Origin of the sequence: Variovorax sp. UC122_21, from assembly GCF_044056785.1 — a bacterium.
Classification (GTDB): Bacteria; Pseudomonadota; Gammaproteobacteria; order Burkholderiales; family Burkholderiaceae_C; genus Variovorax.
Window position 1 is genome coordinate 2,400,661 of sequence record NZ_CP172004.1, and the last position, 21,924, is coordinate 2,422,584.

A 21,924-nucleotide genomic window follows, 5' to 3' on the forward strand; every position below is an offset into this window, starting at 1 on the left:
CCAACAGAAAAACTGGTTGGACGCAAGGCAGCAGCGCCCCTACGCTTGCAAGACCCAGCAAGGATCCCCATGCCCCCCAACGAAGCATCAGATTTCTTCATGACCGACGGCCAATCGGACTACCGAATGGTGCGCCCCTGGCAGAAGCCTTCGCCACGCGGCAATGTCGGCGTGATCAGCCAATTGGCGCTCGACAGCCGCGGCCGCGTGTTCGTGCTACAGCGCTCGGCACCGCAGCTGTTGATCTACGGACCCGATGGCGAGCTCGACACGGTCTACGAAAACCCCAGGCTCACCAGCGGCCACGGTCTCTTCATCGATGGCGCGGACAACGTCTACCTCGTGTCGTACGACGCCCACCAGGTGCTGGCGCTCGATGCGGCGCTCGAAACGCGTTTCGAACTCGGCCACTTCAATGCGCCGCGCTGGGGTGCGCCGTTCAATCATCCGACCGACGTGGCGGTGGCGCCCGATGGCGAGATCTATGTGAGCGATGGCTATGGCAATGCCTGTGTGCATCGCTTCTCGGCCGAGGGGCGACATCTGCAGACCTGGGGCGGCGTGGGGCAGGGGCCCGGCGAGTTCTCGACGCCGCACGGTGTGTGGGTACTGGCGGATGACCGCGTGGCCGTGTGCGACCGCGACAACGACCGCATCCAGCTCTTCGATCGCGAGGGTCGCTATCTGACGCAGTGGACGGGCCTCTTGCGGCCGATGGACATCTGGTCGAACGGCAGCGAGGTGTTCGTGACCGAGCAGGCACCGCGCGTGAGCCGGCTCGATCGCTCGGGCGCGGTGCTGGGGCGCTTTCGCACTTTCGGCGTGTATGGTCATGGCCTGTGGGGCGCGGCCGATGGCAGCCTGTTCGTGGCCGAGCAGGGGCATGGCATGCATTGCGTGACCAAGTACGAACGCATCGGGCCGGTGGGGGCGGCTGCGCTACGCTCCCTTGCATGAAAGCGTTGCCACCGGATTTTCTCGACGTTCTGCGCCTGCCTGTGCTGCACGAGGACGACCTCGATGCGCAGGCGGGTTTCTTCGATCGCGATGCGGTGTCCGACTGCTACCGCGCGACGGTACAGGAGGGACTGGGCGACGAGGTGCTGCAAGCCGCGGCCGCGCTGCTGCCCGAACTGCATCCGCTGCGCGCCGCGTTGTTCGCGGTTCTTTGCGGCGGTCTGGTGGAGAACGGTGCCGATCCGCGGTTGCTGTTTCCGGCGGCGTTGCGGCGCCTGACGCAACTGCTCGAATCGCTCGCACCCTATGGCGCCGCGGAGCCGATGGAGGACGATGAAGAGGAAGAAGCGCCCGAGGAGGAACCGGCCGATGTCCTCGCCTGGCGCGCCGCCGAGGCCGCGCTCGAGGCGCTGCCGCCGGCCGAGCGCCTGCAGGTCGAAGCGAGTCGGCAGGCGGTCGACCTGCTGGTGCTGCCGCTGATGGCGATGCTGATGCGCGATGTGCGCAACCACCGCGAACTGCTGGCCGACGAGGCGCTGCGCGCGCGCATCGAGGCGTTGTCGGTCAACGGCACCTTGCCCTTCGAGGAGTTGCACTTCCTGCACCGCGCCGCCCAGATGGCCTACGAGGACGAGCTGGTCGTGCTGCTGCCGGCTTCGAACGCCGGGATGATCGTGCGCGCCCACGGCATCAACAACAACTTCCATGCCTTCTCGCTGCTGCAGGACCTGTTCAGCGTGCATGCGAAGACCTTGGGCATACGCCAACCGCTGGCCGACCGCCTCGGCGCCGACGACGAGCCGCGCGACTGCGACTCGGCGCAGTATCTCTGGTTGCAGGCCAAGGCCTATGCCGGTGGTGAACTCGTCGACCGCATGGCCTGGGCCTGGGGCGAGGGGACCTTGCGAGAGAACGCGCGTAGGCAGGGGAGGCTGGTGCTCGTCGCGCTGGAGACCGAGGACAAGCCAGCACGCGGCTGGAACGGTTTCAACCAGGCCTTCCATTCGGAGCAGAAACCACAGGTGACGGTAGTGCGCTTCCTCACAGCCGAAGAGGTAGCCACGTACCTCGCCTGACCCTGGCAGCCCCACACCGTCTCCTCGTGCACAGGGCAGCGGGTACTTCCCGCAGCGAAATAAAGGAGGAGGCCGAAGGCCGGGGGACATTCGCGGAGGGAAGCACCCGCTGTCCTGTGCACGCACCCCGAACTAGAACGACCAGAAGCAAAAAGGCCCTCCGAAGAGGGCCCCAGAAAACAGACCTCACATCCCCACGTAGTTGGGCCCACCGCCCCCTTCAGGCGTGACCCACACGATGTTCTGCGTCGGATCCTTGATGTCGCAGGTCTTGCAGTGCACGCAGTTCTGCGCGTTGATCTGCAGCCGCTGCTTGCCAGAACTGGCCTCGTCAGGCACGAACTCGTACACGCCCGCCGGGCAATAGCGGCTTTCGGGGCCGGCGAACTTCGCGAGGTTGACGTTGACCGGCACCGACGCGTCCTTCAGCGTCAGGTGGGCCGGCTGCTGTTCCTCGTGGTTGGTGTTGCTGATGAACACGCTCGAGAGCCGGTCGAAGGTGAGCTTGCCGTCGGGCTTGGGGTAGGCGATCGGCTGGCATTCCGCGGCCGGCTTCAGGTACTGGTGGTCGGGCTTGGTGCGGCGCAGCGTCCAGGGGATGTTGCCCTTGAGCAGCCATTGCTCGATGCCGTTCATCAGCGTCGCGACCAGCAGGCCCTTCTTGAACCAGGCCTTGAAGTTGCGCGCCTTCTTGAGTTCGGCATGCAGCCAGCTCTTCTCGAACGCCGCCGGATAGGCCGTGAGCTCGTCGTGCTGGCGGCCGGCCTGCAGCGCGTCGAAGGCGGCCTCGGCGGCCAGCATGCCGGTCTTGATCGCGGCGTGGCTGCCCTTGATGCGGCTCACGTTGAGGTAGCCGGCCTCGCAGCCGACCAGCGCGCCGCCCGGGAACACCGTCTTGGGCAGCGACTGCAGGCCGCCGGCCGTGATCGCGCGCGCGCCGTAGCCGATGCGCTTGGCGGGCTTGATGCCCTTGGCCTCGTCGCCCTCGAGGTACCAGCGGATGTTGGGGTGCAGCTTCCAGCGCTGCATTTCCTCGAACGGGCTCAGGTAGGGGTTGCTGTAGTCCAGGCCCGTGATGAAGCCCATGGTGACCTTGTTGTCCTCCATGTGATAGAGGAAGGCGCCGCCGTAGGTGTCGCTCTTCATCGGCCAGCCGGCCGTGTGCAGCACGAAGCCGGGCACGTGGCGCTTGGGATCGATTTCCCAGACTTCCTTGACGCCCAGGCCGTAGGTCTGCGGGTCCTTGCCCTCGTCGAGCTTGAACTTGGCGATCAGCTGGCGGCCCAGGTGGCCGCGGGCGCCCTCGGCGAACACCGTGTACTTGCCCAGCAGCTCCATGCCGAGCTGGAAGTTCTCGGTCGGCTCGCCGTCCTTGCCCACGCCCATGTTGCCGGTGGCGACGCCGCGCACGGCCCCCTTCTCGTCGTAGAGCACCTCGGCGGCCGGGAAGCCCGGGAAGATCTCGACGCCGAGGTTCTCGGCCTGCTGCGCCAGCCACTTGGTGAAGGCGCCGAGGCTGATGATGTAGTTGCCGTGGTTCTGGAAGCAGTCGGGCAGGAAGGCGTTGGGCGTGCGCAGGCTGGCCTTCTCGCCGAGGAACACCATCGCGTCGTCGGTCACGGGCTGGTTCAGCGGCGCGCCGAGTTCCTTCCAGTCGGGCAGCAGCTCGTTGAGCGCGCGCGGGTCCATGATGGCGCCCGACAGGATGTGGGCGCCGGGCTCGGAGCCCTTCTCGAGCACCACGACCGAGACCTCCTTCTCGTGCTGGGCGGCGAGCTGCTTGAGGCGGATCGCGGTCGAGAGGCCGGCCGGCCCGCCACCGACGACAACGACGTCGTACTCCATGGCTTCGCGGGGACCGTACTGGGCAAGGATTTCGTCGTGGGTCATGGGGGTCTCGTCGATATGATGGGAGGCACTGGCGCTTCGTGGCTGCGGGGCATTTTATGCGGGCGCCACGGGCCGCCCCGCGGGGCGTGTCGCCCGTGTTTTCACGTCGCCTTCGCGACTCCACAGGAACAGCACTCCAATGGCGTACAGCATCGATCTCTCGGGCCGCGTGGCCTTCGTCACCGGCGCCTCGAGCGGCCTCGGCGCGCAGTTCGCGAAAACGCTGGCGCGCGCGGGTGCCGCCGTGGTGCTCGCGAGCCGGCGCGTCGACAAGCTCAAGGAGCTGCGCGCCCGCATCCAGGGCGAGGGCGGCGACGCCCACGTGGTCGAGCTCGACGTGACCGACATCGGCAGCATCAAGGCGGCGGTGGCCCGCGCCGAGACCGAGGTCGGCGCCATCGACGTGCTGGTCAACAACTCGGGCGTGAGCACCACCCAGCGGCTGCAGGACGTGACGCCCGAGGACTACGACTTCATCTTCGACGCCAACCTCAAGGGCTCGTTCTTCGTCGCGCAGGAGGTCGGCAAGCGCATGCTGGCGCGTGCCAAGGGCGCGGCGCCGGGCACCTACATCGGCGGGCGCATCATCAACATCGCCTCGGTGGCCGGGCTCAAGGTGCTGCCGCAGATCGGCGTCTACGCCATGAGCAAGGCCGCGCTGATCCAGATGACCAAGGCCATGGCGCTCGAATGGGGCCGCTTCGGCATCAACGTCAACGCGCTGTGCCCGGGCTACATCGAGACCGAGATCAACGAATCGCACTGGAGCACCGAGGGCGGCGCCAAGCTCGTGAGCATGCTGCCGCGCAAGCGCGTGGGCAAGCCCGAGGACCTCGACGGTCTGATCGTGCTGCTGGCCAGCGGCGAGAGCCATTTCGTGAACGGCGCCGTGATCGCGGCCGACGACGGGTTCGCGCTCTGAGCCCGCGCGCCTGGATCGGCATCGCGGCCGGCCTGGGCGCGGGGGCGCTCTGGGGGCTGGTGTTCGTCGTGCCGCGCATGGTCGGGCACTTCGGCATGGTCGACATCGTCTCGGCCCGCTTCGCCGTCTTCGGCGCCGTATCGGCGCTGGCCGTGTTCGCGCGGCCCGCGGCGCGGCGCTGGCCCACGGGCCGCCAGGCGCTGGCCGCCCTCGGCCTCAGCGTGCTGGGCTTCAGCGGCTACTACCTGCTGCTGGCCTTCGGCATCGTGGCCGCGGGCACCGAGGTGCCCAGCCTCATCATCGGCACCATCCCGGTCTGGATGATGCTGCTGGGCCGCCCGCCGGGGCTGCGCATGGCCGCGCTGCTGCCCGGCCTGCTGCTCACCGGCGCCGGCATCGCGCTGATGATCTGGGGCGCGTGGTCGGCCCGGCAGGGCGGCGCGCACGGCGGCGGGCAGTTCGCCTGGGGCATCGTGCTCTCGCTCGGCGCGATGGCGAGCTGGACCGTCTACGGCCTGCTCAACGCGGCCTGGCTGCAGCGCCACACCGAGGTCCATGCGGCCGACTGGGCCAACTGGCTCGGCATCGCCACCGGCCTGGGCGCCATCGGCCTCTGGCTCGCGGCCGGCAGCGACCTCGCGGCGCTGCGGGCCCAGGCCGACGGCCTGCTGTTCGTCGTGCTGGCGCTCGCGGGCGGCTTCGGCTCCTCGTGGCTCGCCACCATCCTCTGGAACGTCGCGAGCCAGCGGCTGTCGGCCAGCCTCTGCGGCCAGCTCATCGTGAGCGAGACGCTGTTCGCGCTGGTCTATTCCTTCGTCTGGGACGGCCGCTGGCCGCAGGCCACCGAACTGGTGGCGGCGCTGCTGTTCGTCCTCGGCATCCTCGCCTCGATCAAGGCCCACCGATGAGAATCGAAATCCCCGAGAAGAAGAAACTGGTCTACGAAATGTCGATCCCGATCCGCTGGGGCGACATGGACGCGATGGGCCATCTCAACAACGGCACCTACTTTCGCTACCTCGAGACCGCGCGCATCGACTGGATGCATTCGATCGGCTTCGAGCCCGAGCCCGGCGGCGAGGGCATGGTGATCGTGAATGCCTTCTGCAACTTCTACAGGCAGATCGAGTACCCGGGCCAAGTGCTGCTCAAGATGTACGTGAGCGATCCGGGCCGCACCACCTTCGAGAGCTGGGCCACGATGGCGCGCGCCGACCAGCCCGATGTGATCTGCGCCGCGGGCGGCGCGACCACGATCTGGGTCGACTTCCCGAAGCAGAAGGCGCTGGCGCTGCCCGACTGGCTGCGCGCGCTGGTTAGCGACTGAGCGCGGGCGCCGGCCTTCAGGCCGGCCGCAGCACGATCCGCGCCTCGAAGCCCTGGGCCGCGCCCGCCGGCGGCGAGGCCAGCTCGAGCTTCGCGCCATGCTTCTCGACGATGGTGCTCACGATCGAGATGCCCAGGCCGTAGCCCGCGCGGTCGGAGCTGTGGCGCACATGGCGCTCGCGCAGGGTCGCGAGCTGCTCGGCGCTGACGCCGGGGCCGGCATCGCGCACCGCGAGCACGCAGGGCGCCATCACCTCGATCACGACGCGGCCGTCGCCGCCATAGCGCAGCGCGTTCTCCGCCAGGTTGCGCAGCGCGATCGCGAGCGCGTCGACGTCGCCCAGGGCCACCGGCGCCACGCTGTCGGGCACCTTGAGCGCGAGGCGCTCGGCATGCTGCGGGTCCTGCCAGAACTCCTGTGCCACCGTGCCGGCCAACTGCACCAGGTCGACCCGCGCACGTGCCAGCGAGGCGCCCGATTCGGCGCGCGAGAGCTGCAGCAGCTTCTCGGCGCGGTGGCTCAGCGTGCGCAGCGCGTCGAGCGCAGCCTGCACGTCGTTGCGCTGCAGGTCGTGCTCGAGCGCGGTCTGCAGCCGCAGCCGCGCAGCCGCCAGCGGCGTGCGCAGCTCGTGCGCGGCATTGGCCGCGAGCGCGCGCTCCACGTCGAGCGAATGCGACAGGCGCTCCAGCAGCAGGTTGACGTGGTCGCCCACGGTGCGCAGCTCGCGCGGCAGGTTGGGCAGGGCGATCGGGCGCAGGTCGGCGCCGCTGCGCTTCTCGATCTCGCCGGTGAGCTGCTGCAGCACGCGCAGCTCGGTGCGCGCCACGTTGCGCAGCACCAGCGCCAGCAGCGGCAGCACCGCGCCGAGCGGGATGATCAGGCCGAACAAGGTGCGGTTCAGTGCGCGGCGGCGTTCGTCGAGCGGATCGGCGACCTGGAAGAACAGGCCCAGCGTGGGATGGCGCACGGTGTAGATGCGCCAGTTCGGGTTGTTCGCGAAGCCCGCGGCCAGCGGCACGTCGAAGGTGTCCTCGGGCGCCTCGGCCGAGCGCAGCAGCACGTGCTCGTGCAGGTCGACGATCTGGTAGATCACCGCGTCCTCCGAGAACAGCTGCTTGGGCGCGATCAGCGGCGCGCGCGGGGGCTCCTGGCCCGGGTGCTGCAGCTTCTCGAGCTCCTGCACCGCCATCGCGAACATGCGGTGCGAGACCTCGACCAGCTCGTTGTCGAAGTTGTGGTTGATCTCGCGGTCCACGTACCAGACCACCGCGAACACGCACAGCAGCCAGACGCCGCCGACCCACAGGATCAGCGTGCGCGTGAGCCGGCCGGCCAGGGTGTCGCGCTCGCTGCGCGCGCGAGGTGCCACTGCTTCGGTCATCGGCTATTCCTCCTCGTCGGCCGAGAGCCGGTAGCCGAGCCCGCGCAGGGTCTGGATGTGGCTGCGGCCCAGCTTGCGCCGCAGCCGGCTGATGAAGACCTCGAGCGTGTTGCTGTCGGCCTCGTCGCCGAAGCCGTAGAGCGCATCGGCGAGGTTCTCGCGCGTGTGGATGCGCTCGGGCCGGGTGGCCATCACGCGCAGCAGCGCCCATTCCTTCTGCGTCAGCGTCACCGGCTGGCCGTCGCGGCGCACGCGGTCGTGCGCGATGTCGATCTCGAGCGTGCCCAGCTGCAGCACCGGCGAGTTGCCCGCGCTGCGCCGGCGTTCCACCGCGCGCAGCCGCGCCAGCAGCTCGGCCGGGTCGTAGGGTTTGATCAGGTAGTCGTCGGCGCCGGCATCGAGGCCGCGGATGCGGTCGGTGACCTGGTCGCGCGCGGTCAGCACGATGACGATCGGCGGCTCGCGCAACGCGCGCACCTGCGGCAGCAGCGAGAGCCCGTCGCCGTCGCCCAGGTGCAGGTCGAGCAGCACCGCCGCGTACTGCACCGAGAGCAGCGCGCCGCGCGCATCGGCCAGGCTCGGCGCCACGTCGACCACGAAAGCCTTGGCCAGCAGGTAGCCGCAGACCGCGTCCGCCAGCGACACATCGTCTTCGACCAGCAATATGCGCACGCGACGGCACTCCTCGGATTCGGTGGGAAGGCCGGAGTCTAGCGTCCGGGCCGCGGTCAGCTGGCGCTCAGCCGGCTTCAGCTTCGGTTCATGTGGCTTCAGGCCTGGTTCATTCGCGCGGCCTAGGCTGGCCCCCATTTTTGCCGATGGCCGCTTTTTTCCGATGACCCGCCGCTTCCCGAACCTCCGCCTGGGCGCCTGGACCCTGATCTCGCTCGCCCTGTTGCTGCTCTGGGACGCCAGCGGCGCCGACCTGCCGATCGCGCGCTGGATGGGCACGCCGATGGGCTTTCCGCTGCGCGAGAACCCGTTCTTGGTCCATGTGATGCACACCGGCGCCAAGAACCTCAGCTGGGCGCTGCTGGCCGGGCTGTTCCTCGCGATCCGCTGGCCCGTGGGCTTCCTGCGGCGGCTCGACCGCGCGAGCCGCGCGCAGCTGGCGCTGACGGTGCTGGCCTCGGTGTTCGCCGTCAGCCTGCTCAAGCACGCGAGCCACACCAGCTGCCCGTGGGACCTGCAGGAGTTCGGCGGCATGGCGCGCTACGTCTCGCACTGGTCCTGGGGCGTGCGCGACGGCGGCCCGGGCGGCTGCTTCCCGGCCGGCCATGCGTCCACCGCCTTCGCCTACCTGGGCGGCTACTTCGTGCTGCGGCGCGTCGCCCCGCGCATCGCGCTGGCCTGGCTGGCCGCCGCGCTGATCGGCGGCCTGCTGCTCGGCGTGACGCAACAGCTGCGCGGCGCCCACTACATGAGCCACACCCTCTGGAGCGGCTGGGTCTGCTGGGCCGTGGGCTTCGCCATCGACACGTTCGCCCGGCGCGCGGGCGCGCGCAAAGACGCCATTGCGTTGCAGGAAGCCTGAACAGCACCTGAACTCGAAGTTCAGGCTCCTTTCAGGCACGCTCCCTACATTTGTCGCATGTCTGTCACGCGCATAGAGCCAGCGCCGCTCCGGTCCGGCATTCCACCGATCTCCCAACACCGCCCGGGCACCGCAGCCGGGACCACGTGGGAGACGGCGCGCCAATGGCTGGAGCGGCCGCGATCGGCCCGCCAGATGGTGCTATGGCTGGCCCTGTACCTGGGCCTGGTCGCCAACTGGCCGCTGTGGAACGAACTGGCCCGCATCGGCGGCGCGCCCAGCACCTACCTGCCGACCATCGCCGCGATGAGCCTGCTGAGCTTCTGCGGCACGGTGGCCATGCTCTCGTTCACCGCCTGGACGCGCTGGATGAAGCCGCTGTGGCTGGCGGTGGCCGTGCTGGCGGCGCTGGTGCAGCACTACATGCTCGAGTACCGCGTGGTCATGGACCCGACCATGATCGCCAACGTCTTGCAGACCGATCCCAACGAGGCGCGCGACCTGCTGAGCTGGCGCATGGGCTTCAACTTGCTGGTGGTGATCGCGCCGGTCGCCGTCGTGCTGTGGTTCGCGCGCATCGCGCCGATGCGCTGGATCTCGCAGCTGTGGCGCAATGCCGTGCTGTTGCTGCTCGCGGTGGCCGTCGCGCTGGTCGCGGCCGTGGCCATGAACCGGCAGCTGGCGCCGCTGATGCGCAACAACGTGCACCTGCGCTACATGATGAACCCGATCGCCAGCCTCTACTCGACCGGCGCGGTGTTCATCAAGCCGCTGTTCAAGCGCAGCGGCAAGCTGATCCCGATCACCGCGGGCACGACGCTCGGCGCCAGCTACGCGGCCCAGCAGAAGCCGCCGCTGTTCGTGGTGGTGGTGGGCGAGACCGCGCGCGCCGACCACTTCGGCCTCAACGGCTATGCGCGCGACACCACGCCCGAGCTCGCGAAGCGCGGCGTGCTGAGCTACCGCGAGGTGCATTCCTGCGGCACCAACACGCTGGCCTCGGTGCCCTGCATGTTCTCGCCGCTGGGCAAGCAGGGCTACGAATCGCGCAAGGACGACTACGAGAACCTGGTCGACGTGCTGCAAGCGGCCGGGCTGGCCGTGTTCTGGCTCGACAACCAGGCCGGCTGCAAGGACGTCTGCACGCGCATTCCCAATGCCTCGGCCTTCGACAACCTGCCGAGCGCCACCAGGAGCGCGCTGTGCGACGGCGAGGAATGCCTCGACGACGTGATGCTCGAGGGCCTCGATGCGCGCATCGCCGCGCTGCCGGCGGAGCGCCGCGCCAAGGGCGTGGTGCTGGTGATGCACCAGATGGGCAGCCACGGGCCCGCCTACTACAAGCGCTCGGGCGCCGACATGAAGCGCTTCCAGCCCGAGTGCAAGACCAATGCGCTCGCCGAGTGCGGCCATACCGAGCTGATGAACGTCTACGACAACTCGATCGCGCAGACCGACCGCTTCCTCGGCCGCACCATCGACTGGCTCAAGGGCCAGTCGACCCAGTACGACCCGGGCCTGCTCTACGTGAGCGACCACGGCGAATCGCTGGGCGAGTTCGGCCTGTTCCTGCACGGCGTGCCCTACAGCTTCGCGCCCGAGGCGCAGAAGCACGTGCCGATGGTCACCTGGTTCAGCGCCGGGCTCAGCGAGCGCCGCAAGCTGTCGCGCCCGTGCATGGAAGCCGGCCTCGATGCGCCGCTCACGCACGACAACCTCTATCACACGGTGCTGGGCCTGATGGACGTGAACACGCCGACCTACAAGCCCGCGCTCGATGCGCTGGCCACCTGCCGCAAGGGCGACGCGGCCTGAGCGCCGGCCGCGCCGCCTACTGCTTCTTCTCGCGCGGCAGCCGACCCATCAGGAAGAACTCGGGATTCGGCTGCATGCCGCTGAAGCTCGCGAGCCGGTTGCTCAGGCCGAAGAAGGCGGTGATGGCCGCGATGTCCCAGATGTCCTCGTCGTCGAAGCCGTGGGCATGCAGCGGTGCGAAGTCGCTGTCGTCGATCTCGTGCGAGCGCTCGCAGACCTTCATCGCGAAGTCGAGCATCGCGCGCTGGCGCGGCGTGATGTCGGCCTTGCGGTAGTTCACGGCCACCTGGTCGGCCACCAGCGGCTTCTTCTCGTAGATGCGCAGCAGCGCGCCGTGCGCCACCACGCAGTAGAGGCACTGGTTGGCCGCGCTGGTGGTGGTCACGATCATCTCGCGGTCGCCCTTGGTGAGCGAGCCTTCCTCCTTGAGCATCAGCGCGTCGTGGTAGGCGAAGAAGGCGCGCCATTCGGCGGGCCGGCGCGCGAGCGCGAGGAACACGTTGGGCACGAAGCCGGCCTTCTCCTGCACCGCGAGGATGGCGGCGCGGATGTCTTCGGCAGGTCGGCGAGCTCGGCGAAGGGGTAGCGGGTGGTCATGGTGTCTCCTTTTCTCGGGAGAGCATCATAGGAAAACGGCATCAGCGGCGAATTCTTTGCGCTTGTTCTTCTGCAAAAGCTTTCGGCTCGTAGGCAAAACTTGCGGTCGCCACCTGAGGCTTGTGCATAGAGATAGGTAGAACCGACGACGATGTTTTCTATGAACTCTATGATTTCGTTCGCTCTGGTCGTAGACAAGCCGAAATATGCAGCGGATGCTTTTGCCAGTGCCGAAACTTGACTCGAAACGGCCCGGAGAGATCGCCATTGATTGATAGCCGGTTTGGCCTCCCCACTGCATCACAAGATCAAATGCGGGAGCGAGCTTCCAGAACCCGCTGCCTTGGTGCAGAACGCCATGATTTTTTCCATGGTCATCGCTGTTTCCAGCTGAGAGATTGAAGATCAGGCGGCGAAAAAGCTCTTCGAGATCCTGCACTGGCCGTGACGAAATTCGGCGAAGGGTTTGAGCCAATTCCACATAGCTTCCCTTGCTTGATTCATAAGGTGCATCGAGCAGAGCGGATGCTGAAAGGTAGTGAAATCGTTGCTCGTTCGAAATTGGACCATCGCGATCAAAGCGCTCAACCAGTAGGGCATGTCCCGTGGAGACGGGCAGAACAACAGTGCGAGGCACAGTTATTCCGCAAGCCAGCGCCAGGGACAGTGTGGTTGCCTCGAGCAACTCCACATCATGGTCGTCTCCCCGAGCTGCAAACTTGGCGATGTATCGCCGACCTTCCAAAACGAAGGGGGCTTTGGGGCGGGCACCACCGAGGCTTCCACCTCGAAGAAGTTGATTCATGTGGGGATCAATTTCCAATCCCGCTTCAATGCGTCTAGATGCATCTGCGAGCTCGTCGAGGGTAAGTGGCGGGATGGTCTCGACGGGGTATTCAAACTTCAAAGACTCGGAGAAAAACATTGCACCAATGCGATCCTCATTGGTCAACAGGAGCGCTTCCACATCTGATAACGATCGTCCGTGACGAATCTCAAGTACTTTGCGACCCCAGCTATCAGGTAGTGCGTCTTTGAGTGTGAGTGGTATTGCTCCGCCATCTCGGAATCGGCGTTCACCTAGGGTGAAAGTCGCCTCTTGTAGTGGCAAGTAGTCTGGGTTGAGTGGCTGCGCGTGTATTTTTTTCAGATATCGCTGCCCGTACGCGAATTCACCCGATTCCAGTACACCATGCCTTGTCAGCTTCATGAGCCCGACCGGCTCGACGCCCTGATCAGGGTCATGGGCAAGACCCACGTAGATACTCTGCTCCAAGGATTGGTTAGAAATCACGTTCATCCTCCCTGATGGAGCCCGGGACGATTCGTTTAGCGGACTTGCGTACCCTGCGCTGCGCAACCATCCCCGAGGGCGCCGGCGCCACCGCGTCGAGCGTGTCGATCTCACCGAAGAGCCACAGCGCGTGCGCGAGCAGGCCGATGCTCGTGCCCGGCTTGCCGGCTTCGAGCGCGCGCAGGGTCGTGGGCGAACACAGCAGGCGTTCCGAGGCCTCGGCCACCGTCCATTCGCGCTGGAACCGGTGAGCGCGCAATCGCTCGCCGAGGCGTGCCAGCGGCGCCAGCGTCCGGGACGGCAGTGCGGAAAGGCTGTTGCTTTGCCTTGACATCAATAAAATGGCCGTTAAGTGGTTTAAGAGCCATTATATTGACGAATCTGAGGACTGCTTGTCGAGGCGCCCGAGTGGTTCGGCGCCCGCCTCCAGCACCGCCAGGTCGCTCTCGTCCTTGAGCCCCACGCCGCTGAGCCCGCGCCGCAGCGCCTCGCGCATCAGCCAGGCCAGCTTGAAGGCCGCGAGTTCGTACGACAGGCCCTCGGGCCGCACGTTCGAGATGCAGTTGCGTTCGGCATCGTGGCGGCCCTTGCGCGGCGCGTGGGTCAGGTAGATGCCGAGGCTGTCGGGCGAGCTGAGGCCCGGGCGTTCGCCGATCAGCATGACCGAGAGCGTGGCGCTGAACAGCTCGGCCGCCTCGTCGGCGAGCGCGACGCGCGCCTGGGTCGCGATGACGACCGGGGCGAAACGGGTGTCGGGCGGCAGGTGCGGGCGCAGCGCCGCGAGCAGCGGCGCCGCATGGCGCGCGACCGCGAGCGAGGACAGGCCGTCGCCGATCACGATGCAGACATCGACCGGTGCGCTGGCGCCGGCGCGCAACCGGTCCGCATCGCCGGCATCGAGCTGCCGCCCCAGGTCCGGCCGCCGCAGGTAGGTGGCGCGGTCCTCGGCGCGGCTGCGCACCTGCGCTGTCTGCCAGCCGTCGTGCCGCAGCGCGGCTTCGAGCGCATCGACGTCGAGCGCCGCATGGATCGCGTCGCGCGCCATCGCATGGGCCCAGCCGAAGCGCAGCGTCTCGTCGGTTGGCATGCCGGCGCCGGCGCGGCCCAGCGCGAGCCGCGCGGGCGTGGCCGAGCGCCACTGGCCCCAGGGATTGGGCGTGACCGGATCGCTCATGAGGACAGCGCCGACAGGGCGCCCATGCCGGCCAGCAGCCGGTTGGAAGAGGGCGGCGCGATCCGCCCCGCCGCATCGGTGATCTGCATGCGCTGCAGCCAGGCCTCGAACTCGGGCGCGCGCTTCAGGCCCAGGGTCTGGCGCAGGAACAGCGCGTCGTGGAAGGAGGTGCTCTGGTAGTTGAGCATCACGTCGTCGGCGCCCGGGATGCCCATGATGAAGTTGATGCCCGCGGTGCCCAGCAGCACCAGCAGGTTGTCCATGTCGTCCTGGTCGGCCTCGGCATGGTTGGTGTAGCAGATGTCGCAGCCGATCGGCAGGCCCATGAGCTTGCCGCAGAAGTGGTCCTCGAGGCCGGCGCGGATGATCTGCTTGCCGTCGTACAGGTACTCGGGGCCGATGAAGCCGACCACGGTGTTGATGAGCAGCGGCTTGTAGCGGCGCGCCAGCGCATAGGCGCGCACCTCGCAGGTCTGCTGGTCGACGCCGAAGTTGGCATTGGCCGACAGCGCGCTGCCCTGGCCGGTCTCGAAGTACATGAGGTTGTCGCCGACGGTGCCGCGCCGGAGCGACTGCGCGGCATCGTGGGCCTCGGCCAGCAGCTCGGGCGTGACGCCGAACGAGAGGTTGGCCTTCTCGGTGCCCGCGATCGACTGGAACACCAGGTCGACCGGCGCGCCGGCCTCGGCCAGGCGCAGCGTGTTGGTGACGTGCGTGAGCACGCAGCTCTGGGTGGGGATCTCGAAGCGCTGGATCAGTTCGTCGAGCATGTGCAGCAGGCGACCGAGCACCGGCAGGCTGTCGGACACCGGGTTCAGGCCGATCACCGCGTCGCCCGCGCCGTAGAGCAGGCCGTCGAGCGTGGAGGCGGCCACGCCGCGCAGGTCGTCGGTGGGGTGGTTGGGCTGCAGCCGCACCGCGAGGTGGCCGGGCAGGCCGATGGTGTCGCGAAAGCGCGTGACCACGTTGCACTTCTTCGCGACCGAGACCAGGTCCTGGTTGCGCATGAGCTTCGACACCGCCGCCACCATCTCGGGCGTGAGGCCCGGCGCGAGGGCCGTGAGCGCCGCGGTGTCCGCCTGCTCCGACAGCAGCCAGTTGCGGAAGTCGCCGACCGTGAGGTGCGAGACCGGCGCGAAGGCCCGTGCATCGTGGCCGTCGATGATCAGCCGCGTGATGTTGTCGCTCTCGTAGGGGATCAGCGCCTCGTTGAGGAACTGCGCGAGCGGCGTGTCGGCCAGCACGTGGCGCGCGGCCATGCGCTGCTGCGCGGTGGCCGCGCCGATGCCCGCGAGGTAGTCGCCCGAGCGCGCGGGACTGGCCGCGGCCATGACCTGGCGCAGGTCGTCGAAGGCGAAGCCCTGGCCGGCGATGGTGGTGCGGTAGCGCATCGTTCGATCAGGCGGCGGGCGTGGAGGTGGGGGCCGACAGCATCTCGTCGGGCGCGGCCGCGTTGCGCTGGGCCGATGTCGCGAGGAAGTAGAGATAGGCCAGTGCCATCAGCACGAGGAACAGCAGGGTGAGCATCGGGTTGAACCACACCATCGCGCCCAGGCACACCAGGCCCAGGCCCAGCGCGATGGCGGGAACACCGGATAGAAGGGCGCGCGGTAGCTGCGCGGCAGCGCGGGCTCGGTGCGGCGCAGCCTGAACAGCGCGGCCATCGAGACCAGGTACATCACGATCGCGCCGAGCACGGCCATGGTCACGATGTTGGCCGTGAGCGTCTGGCCGCCGAACTGCACCCACTCGTCGCTGAAGATCGCCACCACGCCGACGACGCCGCCGGCCAGCAGCGCGCGGTGCGGCGTGTCGAAGCGCGGGCTCAGGCCCGCGAAGTAGCGCGGCAGGTAACCGGCGCGCGCCAGCGCGAAGATCTGGCGCGAGTAGCCCATGATGATTCCGTGGAAGGAGGCGATCAGCCCGAACAGGCCGATCCACACCAGCATGTGCAGCCAGCCGCTGTTGTCGCCCACCACGGCCTTCATGGCCTGCGGCAGCGGGTCGTTGATGTTGGCGAGCTTGCGCCAGTCGCCCACGCCGCCCGCGAAGATCATCACGCCGAAGGCCAGCACCACCAGCGTGACGATGCCGGTGGTGTAGGCGATCGGGATCGTGCGGTGCGGATCGCGCGCTTCCTCGGCCGCCATGGCCGCGCCCTCGATCGCGAGGAAGAACCAGATCGCGAACGGGATCGAGGCGAAGATGCCCGCGATGGCCGCGCCGTTCAGCACGCTGCCGCCGGCCCAGCCGTTGGCGACGAAGTTGGCCATCGACCAGCCCGGCGTGACCACGCCCATGAACACCAGCAGCTCGAAGATCGCGAGCACGGTGACGAACAACTCGAAGGCTGCGGCGATGCCGATGCCGATCCAGTTGAGGCCGATGAAGATCACGTAGGCGCCGAGCGCGAACCACTTCGGGTTGATGCCCGGGAACTGCACGTTGAGGTAGGCGCCGATCGCCAGCGCGATGGCCGGCGGCGCGAACACGAATTCGATCAGCGTGGCGAAGCCCGCCACGAAGCCGCCGTGCGGGCCGAAGGCGCGGCGCGCGTACGCGAAGGGGCCGCCGGCATGCGGGATGGCGGTCGAGAGTTCGGTGAAGCTGAAGATGAAGGTGGTGTACATCGTCGCCACCAGCACCGTGGCGACCAGGAAGCCCAGCGTGCCGGCGGTGTTCCAGCCGTAGCTCCAACCAAAGTACTCGCCCGAGATCACGAGGCCGACCGCGATGCCCCAGAGCTGCAGGGGACCGAGCACTTTCTTCAGATGGCCGCTGCCGCCGGGGGAGGGCGCCGCGGGCGTGGCTTCGGTGGAAGGCATGGGAGTTCCTCTCTCGGGCGATGTTGACAGTACCCCCGCCGCGAAGCAAGGGCCGTTCCATCGCCGGCTTCGGCGCTTCATGCGCGCTGGCCATAATCGGCCCTTTCCCACCATTCCCTCGAGGTATCCCGTGAAGTCCCTGTTCTGTGCCGCTCTCGTGTCCTTCTGCGCCGTGTCCGCCGCGTGGGCCCAGTCCGCGCCCGTCACCACGGCCAGCGGCCTGATCTACCAGTCGCTCAAGGAAGGCACGGGCGCCTCGCCGGCCGCGACCGACGTGGTCAAGGTGCACTACCGCGGCACCTTCCCCGATTCGGGCAAGGAGTTCGACAGCTCCTACAAGCGCAACGAACCCACCGAGTTCCCGCTCAACGGCGTGATCCCGTGCTGGACCGAGGGCGTGCAGAAGATGAAGCCGGGCGGCAAGGCCAAGCTAACCTGCCCGCCGTCGATCGCCTACGGTTCGCGCGGCGCGGGCGGCGTGATTCCGCCCAACGCCACGCTGAACTTCGAGATCGAACTCATCTCCGTGACCAAGCGCTGAGCTTCAGATCTGCGCCATGCCGCCGTCGACGAAGAGTTCGGTGGCATTGACGAAGCTGCTGTCGTCCGAGGCCAGGAACACCACGGCCTTGGCGATCTCGTCGGGCGTGCCGACGCGGCCCAGCGGAATGGCCTGGGCCTGCGATTCGATGAAGCCCTCGACCTGTTCCGGCGTGAGGCCCAGCAGCTCGTAGGCCGGGGTCGGCACCACGCCCGGGCTCACCGCGTTGACGCGGATGCCGGCATCCTTCAGGTCCACGGCCCAGCTGCGCGCGAAGCTGCGCACCGCGGCCTTGGTCGCGCTGTAGACGCTGAAGGCCGGCGTGCCCTTGATGCTGGTGATCGAGGCGTTCAGCACGATCGACGAGCCCTTGGCCATCAGCGGCAGCGCCTTCTGCACGGTGAACAGCAGGCCGCGCACGTTGATGCCGAAGGTCTTGTCGAAATGCTCCTCGGTGATCTGGCCCAGCGGCACCAGGCTGCCGCCGCCCGCGTTGGCGAACAGCACGTCGAGCCGGCCCTTCTGCGTGCGGATGGTGTCGTAGAGGCGGTCGAGGTCGTCGAGCTTCGAGACGTCGCCGAGCACGCCCGTGACGTTGCGGCCAATGGCTTTCACGGCCGCGTCGAGCTCGGCCTGGCAGCGGCCGGTGACGAACACGTGGGCGCCTTCGGCCACGAAGCGTTGCGCGGTGGCCAGGCCGATGCCGCTGGTGCCGCCGGTGACGAGGGCGATCTTTCCATCGAGCTTGAGCGTGGAGGTGGACATGACTTCTTTCCTTGGGTGATGCCGCGATGCGGCGTTGACGATGGAAGGAAGTTTGGGCGCGACCCCCGCGCCCACCAAGACGCCGCGCGTCACTTGTTTATTCACGAATCACTAATAATCGGCCGATGGACCAGATCGCCGCCATGCGCGTCTTCGCCCGCGTGGTCGAGGCCGGCACCTTCACGCGCGCCGCCGATTCGCTGCAGATGCCCAAGCCGACCGTGACGAAGATGGTGCAGCAGCTCGAGACCCATCTGCGCGTGAAGCTGCTGCAGCGCACGACCCGGCGCGTGACGGTCACGCCCGAGGGCGCGGCCTACTACGAGCGCACCGCGCGCGTGCTCGCCGAGCTCGAGGACATCGAGTCGGACCTCACGAACGCACAGGCCAATCCGCGCGGACGGCTGCGCGTGGACGTCGGCTCCTCGCTGGCCAACATGATCCTGATCCCGCAGCTGCCGGCCTTCCATGCGCGCTATCCCGAGATCGAGCTCGAGATCGGCGTGGGCGACCGGCCCGTGAACCTGGTCGGCGATGCGGTGGACTGCGTGATCCGCGCGGGCCCGCTCGACGACCAGACGCTGGTGGCGCGTCGCATCGCGACCATGCCCTTCGTGACCTGCGCCACGCCCGGCTACCTCGAGCGCCATGGCGTGCCGAAGACCCCGGCCGACATCGGCGATGGCCGGCACCGCGTGGTGGGCTATTTCTCGTCGCTGAGCAACCGGCCGGTGCCGCTGCGCTACGGGCGCGGCGAGGAGCGCATCGAGATCCACGGCCACACGGTGGTGGGCGTGAACGAGAGCACCGCGCACCTGAGCGCGATGCTCACCGGGATGGGCCTGGCGCAGACCTTCGACCTGATGGCCGCGCCGTATCTCGCGAGCGGTGCCTTGGTCGAGGTGCTGCAGGGCTTCGCGCCCGAGCCCTATCCGCTGCACGTGGTGTACCCGACCAACCGGCACCTGAGTGCCAAGCTGCGCGTGTTCGTCGACTGGGCGGTGGAGCTGTTCGCGCCCTACGACAAGCAGCGCAAGCCGCGCTGAAAGATCAGCCCGGCTGGTACTGGTACAGCCAGGTCTCGGTCAGTGTCTGGTCGCCGTTCTTCAGGAACAGGCGCATGTCGACCGGCTCGTTGCCCTCTGCCGTGAAGTCGAACTGCGCGCGCCAGTGGCCGGTGACGCCGTTGGGCACGGCCTCCGCGAAGATGTAGGAGAACTTGCCGCGCGAGGCCGTGAGCACCAGCTCGGGCTTGACGCCGAACGGGATGTTGGCGAGCGGCGCGCCGATGAACTCGACCATGAACTTGCGCACGCCCGGCGGCCGCGGCTGGCCCGGCTGGCCGCCGCGCCCGATGCGCGTGGCCACGCAGCGTGCCAGCGGCGAGGGGTAGGGCTCCTGGTCGGTCCAGTGCAGCCGGTACTTGAGGTTGTAGCTGGCGCCGGCCTTGGCATCGGCCTTGGGCACCCAGAAGGCCACGATGTTGTCGTGGATCTCGTCGTCGGTCGGGATCTCGATCAGCTGCACCGAACCCTCGCCCCAGTCGCCCAGCGGCTCGACCCACAGGCTCGGGCGCTTCTCGTAGTACACGCCGTCCTGGAAGTGGTCGAAGGACCGGTCGCGCTGCAGCAGGCCGAAGCCCTTGGGGCCGGTGTCGGCGAAGGCCGAGGCGCGGGTCTGCGTCGGGTTGTTGAGCGGGCGCCAGATGCGCTCGCCCGCGCCGTTCCAGATCGCGAGGCCGTCGGAGTCGTGCACCTCGGGGCGCCAGTCGATCGCGGTGGGCTTGGCGGTCTCGGAGTACCAGTACATCGAGGTCAGCGGCACCAGGCCCAGGCGCGCCACGTCGCGGCGCAGGAACAGACGCGAGTCGATGTCCATGATCACGGCCTTGCCGCGCTGCATCACGAACTTGAACACGCCGGTGATGCTCGGTCCCTCGAGCAGCGCATAGACCGTCATCGAGTTGGTGTTGCCGGCCGCGGGCGTCTCGAAATAGAAGCGCGTGAAGGCCGGGAATTCCTCGGGCCGGTCGGGCACGGCCACCTCGAGCGCGATGCCGCGCGCCGACAGGCCGTACTGGTAGAGCTCGCCGATCGCGCGGAAGTAGGAGGCGCCGAGGAAGGCGACCCAGTCGTTCTTCTGCCAGTCGAGCCTGGCCTGGTCGCCCAGGCGGCTTTCCTGCAGGCGGAAGCCCGCGAAGCCGGCGCCCTCGGGCAGCGCGCGCGCCGGGCTGTCGGCGGGCATCGAGAAGTACGAGGGGCTGTAGAGCACCTCGCGCGCGAAGCCGTCGCCGTCGGAGCTCTCGAGCACGTGCATGCGCACCGGCGTCTGGAAGAAGCGGCCGAGGTGGAAGAAGGTGACCGGGAAGGCGCCGGGGCCGTCGCGGAACAGGGCGTTGGCGGGGTCGAACTTGAGCTTGCCGTGCGCGTCGTAGTCGATCTTCTCGAGCACCTGCGGCGCGAGCGGCGCCGGTGCGGCATAGGGCCGGCCGGCGAGCGACTTGGCTTCGGCGACCAGGTTGTCGAACGAGAAGGGCCTCGGCTGACTCAGTTGCAGTCCGCTGGCGGCCAGCGCTTCGGCGGGCAGCCCGAGGGCGGCGAGGGTGGCGGCGGCGCTGCCGGCGGCAAGGAAGGATCGGCGATCAAGCATTGTTTTCTTGAGGGTTGCGATGGCTGTGACGAGTTCGGAGAACTCCGGGGAGGACGAAGAAGAGGAAGCGTGGGCGCGGCGGCCGGACGATCCTAATGCAGCGCGAAACTCCTCCGTCGGGAAGGCGCCGGCCTGTGCCGGGCGGCGCAGGTTCGGCGGGCGGGACGAGTCGGTAGCTTGCCCTGGCCCTGGTTCGGGGCGCGTCAGCCATTCCGCGCAAACGCCGCCGGACAAGGCCGGCGATGCGACGAAATTGTGCGTTTGTGTATCGAGCCCGGTTCAGTCCACCGCGTGCAGCGCGTACACCGCGTACATCGGCACGCCGAGGAAGGCACCGATCGCGCTCGAGAGCATGCCGTGCGGGAAGCCATAGCCCGCCATCACCTCGTGGGTGCCCGCGAGTCGCAGCCGCGGATGCGCGCGCGCCAGCTCGGCCGGCCGGCGCAGGCCCCAGCGGAACTGCGCGCCCGTGGGCCGCACCGAGGGATGCCGGTGCGCGCGGCCGGTGGCGAGCACGGCCTCGACCTGCGCGGGCTCGAGGTACATCAGCACGCCCTCGGAGAACAGGAACACCGGCGGCCCGTCGCGCGCGGGCAGGCCGAGGCCGTCCCACCAGTCGGGGGCCGTGAGGTCGAGCGGCCGCACCTCGTGGCGCGGTTCGTCGTCGGCCAGCAGCGCGCGGCGCACCGCGAGCACCTCGGGCAGGTCTGCATCGGTCATGCGGGCCTTGCCGTCGTCGAGCCATTGGAAGTAGTGGCTCAGGCCGCAGCCGAGGTTGACCACGTGGCCGCCGGGATTCGCCTGCAGGAAGTCGCGCGCGAGCGCGCGGAAGTAGCGCGTGCGCGCCAGCACGCCATAGACCGTGGCGCGGTCGCGCGGCAGCGGCGGGGCCTGGTCCTCGAGCGTGGCCAGCAGGCGCGCCGCGCTCGCATCGCCGACCGCCATGCGCGGAAACATCGCATCGCCGAAGGCGCGCGCGGCCAGCGGGATGCGCAGCGTCGAGGGCACGGCCGAGAGGCCGGAAGCGGGCGGGGCGGCGTCGGAGGGCATGCGGGGACTGGAAGTGAGGGCGGGGGCGAAGTCTCTCGCCTGATGAAGAGACGGGCAAGGGCGCGCGCTGTCCAGTCGCGGCGGGAATCGGCATTCGCCGTATCCATACATGCACAGTGATGGATCG

At 68.3% G+C, this 21,924-nt stretch carries 19 protein-coding genes and 2 pseudogenes; 9 read left to right on the top strand and 12 right to left on the bottom strand.

What is annotated here, in order from left to right; translation table 11 throughout:
- The first annotated feature begins 69 nt into the window (after positions 1-69).
- Together ACHMXE_RS23620 and ACHMXE_RS23625 are read left to right on the top strand one after the other, a co-directional pair.
- Complete coding sequence (locus tag ACHMXE_RS23620) at positions 70-957, top strand: 6-bladed beta-propeller (protein WP_395351635.1); 888 nt, start codon at positions 70-72, stop codon at positions 955-957.
- Entirely contained in the window at positions 954-2,033 is a 1,080-nt protein-coding gene (locus ACHMXE_RS23625) for a hypothetical protein (protein WP_395351637.1), read from the top strand. Before ACHMXE_RS23620 ends, ACHMXE_RS23625 begins: the two co-directional genes overlap by 4 nt.
- Positions 2,034-2,219: 186 nt before the next feature.
- On the opposite strand, the gene ACHMXE_RS23630 is transcribed toward ACHMXE_RS23625, so the two are convergent.
- Positions 2,220-3,923 (bottom strand): electron transfer flavoprotein-ubiquinone oxidoreductase, encoded by a 1,704-nt coding sequence (locus tag ACHMXE_RS23630; protein ID WP_395351639.1) that lies wholly within the window; start codon positions 3,921-3,923, stop codon positions 2,220-2,222.
- Positions 3,924-4,062: 139 nt separating this feature from the next.
- On the opposite strand from ACHMXE_RS23630, the gene ACHMXE_RS23635 reads away from it, so the two are divergent.
- The 3 genes from ACHMXE_RS23635 (at position 4,063) to ACHMXE_RS23645 (ending at position 6,172) form a co-directional block, all read left to right on the top strand.
- Positions 4,063-4,845 carry an SDR family oxidoreductase gene (locus tag ACHMXE_RS23635; RefSeq protein ID WP_093344855.1) on the top strand — a complete coding sequence of 261 codons (783 nt, stop codon included), beginning with the start codon at positions 4,063-4,065 and terminating at the stop codon, positions 4,843-4,845.
- A gap of 77 nt (positions 4,846-4,922) precedes the next feature.
- A complete protein-coding gene (locus ACHMXE_RS23640; protein WP_395352776.1) occupies positions 4,923-5,753 on the top strand; it encodes a DMT family transporter in 831 nt (276 codons plus the stop codon).
- A complete protein-coding gene (locus ACHMXE_RS23645; protein WP_395351641.1) occupies positions 5,750-6,172 on the top strand; it encodes an acyl-CoA thioesterase in 423 nt (140 codons plus the stop codon). The genes ACHMXE_RS23640 and ACHMXE_RS23645 overlap by 4 nt, the downstream gene beginning before the upstream one ends.
- Before the next feature lie 16 nt (positions 6,173-6,188).
- On the opposite strand, the gene ACHMXE_RS23650 is transcribed toward ACHMXE_RS23645, so the two are convergent.
- Positions 6,189-7,553, bottom strand: a complete 1,365-nt coding sequence (locus tag ACHMXE_RS23650) for a sensor histidine kinase (protein ID WP_395351643.1) — start codon at positions 7,551-7,553, stop codon at positions 6,189-6,191.
- A gap of 3 nt (positions 7,554-7,556) precedes the next feature.
- On the bottom strand, positions 7,557-8,225 hold the full coding sequence (locus tag ACHMXE_RS23655; RefSeq protein ID WP_209542754.1) for a response regulator transcription factor: 669 nt from the start codon (positions 8,223-8,225) through the stop codon (positions 7,557-7,559).
- A 163-nt stretch (positions 8,226-8,388) separates the two neighbouring features.
- Here ACHMXE_RS23655 and ACHMXE_RS23660 point away from each other — a divergent pair, with 163 nt between their 5' ends.
- Both ACHMXE_RS23660 and ACHMXE_RS23665 read left to right on the top strand, forming a co-directional pair.
- Positions 8,389-9,087 carry a phosphatase PAP2 family protein gene (locus ACHMXE_RS23660; protein ID WP_395351645.1) on the top strand — a complete coding sequence of 233 codons (699 nt, stop codon included), beginning with the start codon at positions 8,389-8,391 and terminating at the stop codon, positions 9,085-9,087.
- Between the two features lie 57 nt (positions 9,088-9,144).
- Positions 9,145-10,902, top strand: coding sequence for a phosphoethanolamine transferase (locus ACHMXE_RS23665; RefSeq protein WP_395351647.1), 1,758 nt, complete (start codon positions 9,145-9,147; stop codon positions 10,900-10,902).
- 16 nt (positions 10,903-10,918) lie between these two features.
- On the opposite strand, the pseudogene ACHMXE_RS23670 reads toward ACHMXE_RS23665, so the two are convergent.
- From ACHMXE_RS23670 to eat, 6 genes and pseudogenes are all read right to left on the bottom strand, one after another.
- Positions 10,919-11,499 (bottom strand): annotated as a pseudogene (locus ACHMXE_RS23670) (peroxidase-related enzyme).
- Positions 11,500-11,524: 25 nt separating this feature from the next.
- Positions 11,525-12,793, bottom strand: a complete 1,269-nt coding sequence (locus tag ACHMXE_RS23675) for a type II toxin-antitoxin system HipA family toxin (protein ID WP_395351649.1) — start codon at positions 12,791-12,793, stop codon at positions 11,525-11,527.
- Positions 12,783-13,127 (bottom strand): helix-turn-helix domain-containing protein, encoded by a 345-nt coding sequence (locus ACHMXE_RS23680; RefSeq protein ID WP_395351651.1) that lies wholly within the window; start codon positions 13,125-13,127, stop codon positions 12,783-12,785. Before ACHMXE_RS23680 ends, ACHMXE_RS23675 begins: the two co-directional genes overlap by 11 nt.
- 33 nt (positions 13,128-13,160) lie before the next feature.
- On the bottom strand, positions 13,161-13,967 hold the full coding sequence (gene eutC / locus ACHMXE_RS23685; RefSeq protein ID WP_395351653.1) for an ethanolamine ammonia-lyase subunit EutC: 807 nt from the start codon (positions 13,965-13,967) through the stop codon (positions 13,161-13,163).
- Positions 13,964-15,358 carry an ethanolamine ammonia-lyase subunit EutB gene (locus tag ACHMXE_RS23690; RefSeq protein WP_395351655.1) on the bottom strand — a complete coding sequence of 465 codons (1,395 nt, stop codon included), beginning with the start codon at positions 15,356-15,358 and terminating at the stop codon, positions 13,964-13,966. Before ACHMXE_RS23690 ends, eutC begins: the two co-directional genes overlap by 4 nt.
- Positions 15,359-15,365: 7 nt before the next feature.
- Positions 15,366-16,792 (bottom strand): annotated as a pseudogene (gene eat / locus ACHMXE_RS23695) (ethanolamine permease).
- Between the two features lie 130 nt (positions 16,793-16,922).
- Between eat and ACHMXE_RS23700 the strand changes: the two are divergent.
- On the top strand, positions 16,923-17,333 hold the full coding sequence (locus ACHMXE_RS23700; protein ID WP_057597061.1) for an FKBP-type peptidyl-prolyl cis-trans isomerase: 411 nt from the start codon (positions 16,923-16,925) through the stop codon (positions 17,331-17,333).
- 3 nt (positions 17,334-17,336) lie between these two features.
- Here ACHMXE_RS23700 and ACHMXE_RS23705 read toward each other — a convergent pair whose 3' ends face one another.
- Complete coding sequence (locus ACHMXE_RS23705) at positions 17,337-18,098, bottom strand: glucose 1-dehydrogenase (RefSeq protein ID WP_395351657.1); 762 nt, start codon at positions 18,096-18,098, stop codon at positions 17,337-17,339.
- A 125-nt stretch (positions 18,099-18,223) separates the two neighbouring features.
- Between ACHMXE_RS23705 and ACHMXE_RS23710 the strand changes: the two genes are divergently transcribed.
- Positions 18,224-19,144 (top strand): LysR family transcriptional regulator, encoded by a 921-nt coding sequence (locus ACHMXE_RS23710; RefSeq protein WP_209542745.1) that lies wholly within the window; start codon positions 18,224-18,226, stop codon positions 19,142-19,144.
- A 4-nt stretch (positions 19,145-19,148) separates the two neighbouring features.
- Here the strand turns inward: ACHMXE_RS23710 and ACHMXE_RS23715 are convergent, their stop codons facing one another.
- Both ACHMXE_RS23715 and ACHMXE_RS23720 read right to left on the bottom strand, forming a co-directional pair.
- Positions 19,149-20,747: a glucan biosynthesis protein gene (locus ACHMXE_RS23715; RefSeq protein WP_395351660.1), complete on the bottom strand. Its 1,599-nt coding sequence runs from the start codon at positions 20,745-20,747 to the stop codon at positions 19,149-19,151.
- A 279-nt stretch (positions 20,748-21,026) separates the two neighbouring features.
- Entirely contained in the window at positions 21,027-21,797 is a 771-nt protein-coding gene (locus ACHMXE_RS23720; protein ID WP_395351662.1) for a class I SAM-dependent methyltransferase, read from the bottom strand.
- Positions 21,798-21,924 lie beyond the last annotated feature (127 nt).